Annotated in this window: 4 protein-coding genes; 1 reads left to right on the top strand and 3 read right to left on the bottom strand. The window is 39.2% G+C overall.

The genetic code is table 11. The features are described from left to right. Positions 1 to 73: 73 nt before the first annotated feature. On the bottom strand, positions 74 to 2,077 hold the full coding sequence (uvrB, locus tag EWV84_RS13540) for an excinuclease ABC subunit UvrB (RefSeq protein ID WP_287078400.1): 2,004 nt from the start codon (positions 2,075 to 2,077) through the stop codon (positions 74 to 76). A 191-nt stretch (positions 2,078 to 2,268) separates the two neighbouring features. Between uvrB and EWV84_RS13535 the strand changes: the two genes are divergently transcribed. Next, positions 2,269 to 2,760 (top strand): hypothetical protein, encoded by a 492-nt coding sequence (locus EWV84_RS13535; RefSeq protein WP_287078399.1) that lies wholly within the window; start codon positions 2,269 to 2,271, stop codon positions 2,758 to 2,760. Positions 2,761 to 2,826: 66 nt separating this feature from the next. Here the strand turns inward: EWV84_RS13535 and EWV84_RS13530 are convergent, their stop codons facing one another. Then, positions 2,827 to 4,533: a putative glycosyltransferase family protein gene (locus EWV84_RS13530; protein WP_287078398.1), complete on the bottom strand. Its 1,707-nt coding sequence runs from the start codon at positions 4,531 to 4,533 to the stop codon at positions 2,827 to 2,829. A 106-nt stretch (positions 4,534 to 4,639) separates the two neighbouring features. Next, positions 4,640 to 6,256, bottom strand: a complete 1,617-nt coding sequence (locus EWV84_RS13525; protein WP_287078397.1) for an ArnT family glycosyltransferase — start codon at positions 6,254 to 6,256, stop codon at positions 4,640 to 4,642. Positions 6,257 to 6,450: the final 194 nt, after the last annotated feature.

Below are 6,450 nucleotides of genomic sequence, written 5' to 3'. Positions count from 1 at the left end.
CTCTCCTAGGGAAGATAATAATTCTTCGAGATAATCTTTGGCAAACTGGTCATGAATAAATCTAGTCATAGGTTTATCTAACATGATTTAATAACTTATCTCGCAATTGCTTAATCTGATCACGATATTTAGCTGCTGACTCGAATTCTAGATTTTTCGCCGCTTCTTTCATTTGCGCTTCTAGTTGTTGAATTAACTCGGGAATTTGTTCCAAAGAAAGCTCTTCTATATTCTCACAAACCTGCTCTAATTGTTGGGAATTTAGGCGACGAGAAATATTCAGAAAAGCCAAAATTGAATTACTTGACCTTTTAACAATCGGTTGCGGAATAATCCCATGTTTCTGATTATACTCCTGTTGAATAGCGCGCCGTCTCTTGGTTTCTTCGATCGCATTAATCATACTATCGGTGAGATTATCTCCGTAAAGAATTGCCTGACCGCGAATATGACGAGCGGCCCGGCCGATAGTTTGAATTAAAGAGCGGGTAGCCCTTAAAAATCCTTCCTTATCTGCGTCTAAAATCGCCACTAAAGACACTTCCGGCAGGTCTAACCCCTCGCGAAGCAAATTCACCCCGATCAGCACGTCAAAGACCCCTTCTCGCAGGTCTTGGATAATTTCAATCCGTTGAATTGATTGAATTTCTGAATGTAGATATCTAACTTTAATTCCCCTTTCTTGCAAGTATTCGGTTAAATCTTCCGCCATGCGTTTAGTTAAAGTGGTAATCAAAACCCGTTCATTTAACTGCACTCGCTCCTTAATTTCCCCTAATAAATCATCTACTTGTCCCTCGGTTGGCCGCACAAAAATCTCAGGGTCTAAAACTCCCGTCGGTCGGATAATTTGTTCGACAATGCGATTTTCTGACTGTTCTAATTCCCAATCTCCCGGAGTGGCCGAAACAAAAATACATTGATTAACTTTCTGCCAAAATTCTTCCGACTTCAAAGGACGATTATCCGCAGCACTGGGTAAACGAAACCCGTGATCGATCAAAACTTTTTTTCGTGATTGATCGCCATTATACATCCCGCGAATTTGCGGCACACTAACATGAGATTCATCCACAACTAATAACCAATCTTGGGGAAAATAATCCACCAAACATTCCGGCGGTTCCCCCGCTAACCTACCCGCTAAATGCCGCGAATAATTTTCCACGCCATTACAATAACCCACTTCCTGCAACATTTCTAAATCATAACGAGTCCGCTGATCCAAACGTTGCGCTTCCAGTAATTTGCCCGCTTTTTCTAACTCCAATAAACGGTTATCTAACTCGGTTTTAATATCCCGACAAGCCACCTCTAAACGCTCCTCCGGGGTAACAAAGTGACGGGCCGGATAAATACTAATTCGCTCTAATTTTTGCAAAACTTCCCCCGTCAGGGGATCGAGATAACGAATACTTTCAATCTCATCGCCAAAAAAATCAATTTTAATAACCCGATCCTCGTAAGCGGGAACAATTTCCAAAATATCGCCCTTCAGACGAAAACGACCGCGAGTTAACTCTAAATCATTGCGATTGTACTGCACTGACACCAAGGCCCGTAATAATTGCCTTTGGTCGAACTCTTGACCAACTGTTAAGGAAATCGCCGCTTTCAGGTATTCCGCGGGCATTCCCAAACCATAAATACAACTAATGGAAGCGACGACGATCACATCCCTGCGTTCAAACAGCGAGCGCGTGGCCGAATGGCGCAGCATATCGATCTCATCATTAATCGAAGAACTCTTTTCGATGTAGGTATCGCTGACGGGAATGTAAGCCTCCGGTTGATAGTAGTCGTAATAGCTGATAAAGTATTCCACGGCGTTATTCGGGAAAAATTGCCGCAATTCGTTGCATAATTGGGCGGCCAGGGTCTTATTATGGGCAAGGACAAGGGTAGGCCTGCCAATTTTCTCGATCACAGCGGCAATGGTGAAAGTTTTACCGGTGCCGGTTGCCCCCAAGAGGGTTTGGAAACGATGCCTGTTTTGCAGGGAATCCACTAATTTATCGATCGCTGCCGGTTGATCCCCGGTGGGTTGAAAGGGTGCTTGTAGTTGAAAAGCGAACATTAGCGGCTAGGTGTAGAGAACAGGCAAAATAAATTATCAATCAAATTACCAACACTTATAGGGTTTTGGGAAAGAAAGATGTATCTTAATATTAGAGAGGATTTTAAAAAAAGATTAAAAGTCTTCGAGAATACCCTAAACTTAAATCTTATCGTTTCCCCGAAGCTATTAACGGAAAGGAGTATCAGGTTATGACGGTGGAAAATCTAGAAACAAATGGGACTCAAACCCCAGCAACCACAGAAGAAAAAACCAGCACTGTGCGCGGTAAGGCTAGTACGGCTAAAACCGCCAAAGATAAAGAAGTGGTCGCCCTTTCGGTGAAAAACAGTCCCGAATCAGCTTCCAAAGCCTTAAAATTCTATCAACCTGAACATCGCTTGCCCGAAAATCGCCCTGTTGGTAGTAGCCATCTTCACTTCACGGAAGATGAAATGTTACCCGGTGGTCGTCCCGTGGAAGTTAGCCATCTGAAAATTGTTAGTACCTATTCTTCCGTCGGTGGATTGCGTCCTGTCGGCTCTAGTGGTATGGAAATCAGTAGCACTCTAGCGATCTCTGGCAATCGTCCGATCGCTCTGAGTCATCTGCACATTAGCGAAACTTATACAGTCATGGGTAATCGTCCCGTTGCTTCCAATGAAATCGATGATCCCGAAACTTTAATGGGATTTTTGGATTAATTGTTTTGTTGATCAAGATAGATTTTTTCCCTGTCCCGGACGGGGAATTTATTTTTTTCCCTTTAGTTAAGCACGATATTGAGCAATTAGTTGGTATTTTCCCGGTTTTAATTGCAGAGTAAATAAGCCATCCTGAGAGATTCCCTGACTGCTAATCATTCCCTTGGGATTAGTTTCAAAGTGCCAGCGACCAAAATAAGTAATTCCCAGATCAACCTGAGTATCTGAGACGATTTGGCAATCCCAAATACGATTATATGAAGAAGCTTTGACCATAGCTAATTGACCGTCACCATTGCGAACATAATGGTCTTGATAACCTTGAGCAGGAGAAACGGTATTACCTTGAAATTTCCAGAAAGGCGTTTTCTCACTCAGGGCAGCCGGAAGATAATCTACTACATCTGGAACAATTAAGAGACCAGCCGCTAGATTAAATCCTTTACCGCCGACTTTAATTGGTTCTACTGGTAAAAAATTAGCCGTTGCTGTTCTTTGGGATTGATAAGATGGCTGTTTAATCCTGGCGGTAATCAAGTTGTTGAGTTGTTCTTTGGCCAGGGAATCTTGGTAAAGAGGAGTTAGGACACTTGATAATAAAAGGTAATGGGGAATAGACAAACTAGCAATGACTAACAGGCTGACTAAAAGGCGTTTTTTGAATTGGTTAAATTTCACAGAAATAGAAAGAATTGCCAAAGTAGAAACTAGACCCGATGCCACGGCAAGGAACCGAAAGGGAAACTGGATTTTTTGCAGGGGAAAAATGATTTTGTAAAATGGTAAAGAAATAGGTGAAATCATTAATAAACTCAGTCCCGATAAAACGATTAGAGAAAACAGATTAAATTTTTCTAATTTGTTTCTTCTCCGCCAAACTGCTCGAATACTTAAGAGATAGATAATTAGATAGATGCTGAAAATGAGACTAATTATAAAAGTCTGTCGATTTTGATAAAAGTTATTACCAAAAGCAACCCAATCACCCAGAGAAGTTCCTATCGGTTGACGAATTTCTTTTAAATTAAAAACCGCAGGAACTAAGTAAGGAAAAGAAAAAATTATGCCGATGTTCAAGAATAGAATCCGCCAGCAAAAATCTCGAAAATTTCTATTTTTTAACAGGATAATTACCGAATAAATACCAAACAGAAAAAATATAATAATCAGACTAGGTAGATGAGCTAATGCTATCAAAGAAGTTGTAATTGTTAATGCTAAACCATTAGCCAAAGTAATCCTAGTAGAAACTTTTAGAAGCGCGGTCACAAAAAAAGGCATTAAAGCAATAGCCAAGCACTCTGCTAAGGCACCACGCCAAAATAAACAGTAAAATAGGTAAGGATTAATTGCTAAAATAATAATTAGTTGATAGTAAAGTATGCCCCTTCTTTTGAATAAATATGCTGCTAAAGTTGAGGCACTAATTATATTGATGAGCAAAATAGTTAGCACCGTAAATCTTAGAGCAACAACTGGAGAAAATCCGAGCAGATGATAGGGAAAAGCTACATATCTTAAAAGAGGAGGATAGAATAAAAATGCAGCATTTCCGTATCCTCCATAGCCTTGAGCATACCATTTTGGGAATAAATCTCCAGACTTAACTTGCTCTGCCCAAAAACTATTCCAAAATAAATGAACAAGACCATCATTTGTTCTTTCTGGAGCGAATAAGAAAGCTAACCAAGTGCTACCTATAATCAAAAATACCAGAAGAGCGAAACTAAGTTGTTTTCTCTGTAATTGAGCAAGACTAACAAGTATATTCATGATCAGGCAAGCAGAAGATTTTAATTTTTTTCCTCATTATCTAATCCTGGATTTTAGCAATCTCAAGCTAGAGAATTAAATAATTATTATCTATTAAATAGATTTTTTACTTATTTATTTCGGGAGAGTTCTTAGGATAAATTTTAGCATAAACTAGACTAGCTTTTTCAGATAATACTTGAATTTCATAGTCGGAAGATAAATTATCAAAATCTTCTTTACTCATAATAATTTCATGGTTTTTATCGCTATTGACGGCCGTTTTAAGTTCTTCGGCACTCCTCAGCCACCAAATCGGTCTATTACTATAAAATAAGGCGCTGGGATGATTAAGATCAGCAGATAACTTAGCAATTATTAAGGGATTTTTCTTATTAAAATCCTCTTGCCCTGCCACTTGTGCTAAGGCAGATAGGGGGGTTACTCTTGCAGTATAAAGTCCTCTAACTTCTCTGATTCCAGAAAAGACAAAAACTGCAAATAGTAAAATAGTCGCCGATTTAGGAGTAAGCCTTTTCAGTAAAATGAGAACAAGTAGAGTTGCTGCAATCGCAAAACAGAAAACTGCTAATATCTGTTTAACTGAAGGACTGATAATACCAGCAATTTTGAGAGGCGTTACAGGGAAAATAACTAAAGCTACAGTTGCGATACTAATCAATATCCACGAACGAGCAGTAGAAGAAGCTTGTGCCTTTTGAAATAGATAACCGATAAAAATTGCAAAAATCGGATAAAGGGGAAGAATATACCAGCTTAATTTGGTTGATACCAAACTATATAGACCAAAAACCACCAGAAAGAAAACCATTATAATTCTCGACGAGCTATGGGGCTTTAAAGTATCTTTAACACTGACGATAAATGCAAAAGGAATTAGATAAACCCAAGGAAAAAAGAATTTAATAACTGTTCGGAAGTATGAGAGAAAGTCTCCACTGTTTCCCTCGAGGGGGCGGGTTGCCCGTTCAATCACATGATAACCTAAGTATTTCTGCAAAAAAGCCTGTCCATGCTGTAGTAGCACTGTTAAATGCCCGGGAATAATTATCAAGGTAGCCAAGACAATACTTAGCCAAAAATGTTTCGATTTAAAAGTAGTTAATAACTGCCTTTCAATTAATAGCGTTATTATAATGGCAGCCGGTGCAACAATGGCAGCAAAACCTTTAACCATAAAAGCCAAGGCACAAGCAGTACCAATAAAATACCACCATTTTTGATTGCCTTGGCGAAGATGAAGATAACCGTAAAGTGAGAGAAATAGAAAGAATGTCAGCATCATATCGGTGGTACCAAACCGAGCAGAATTGACAAATTGATAACTTGCCAACAAAATCAACGAGGCAAAAACTCCTGCCCAATATCCATAAACTTTTTTACCAATCAAATAGATAATAGCAATTAAGGCGACTCCTGATAAAGCCGAAGCCGCTCTTGCCCAAAATTCGTCAACCCCAAATAATTGAAAAAAAGCAGCGGTTGACCATATAAATAGGGGGGGTTTATGAAACCAAGGCACATATCCGTAATGTAGAGTTATCCAGTCACCATTTTGTACAATCTCTTTAGAAATTTGTGCATATATAGCTTCATCCCAATCTTCTAAACTCCTCTGTCCTAATTTCCAGAGCAAGATGATTGCCGATAGGGAAAATAGTAACCAGAGAGTGGGGTCTTTAAATTTCGATATAATGACTTGGATTTGCTCAGTTTTTAGCATGGAATTAAACAGACTAAATAGAAGATAGATTTTGCCTTCGATCCCCCCTTGATAGGGCTGTTTCATTCTCCCATCAGAATATCAAAAGTAAAAGCGATCACCGTCAGGTAAAATGAGAAGTGACCGCCAACCTTTAAAATATATGTTGAGCTTAATAGAAAAACTGAAACAAGTCAAGGACTTTCGGAAAGATA

Origin of the sequence: Microcystis sp. M_QC_C_20170808_M3Col, from assembly GCF_007095505.1 — a bacterium.
GTDB lineage: Bacteria > Cyanobacteriota > Cyanobacteriia > Cyanobacteriales > Microcystaceae > Microcystis.
This window is presented reverse-complemented; position numbering and strand designations above follow the sequence as displayed.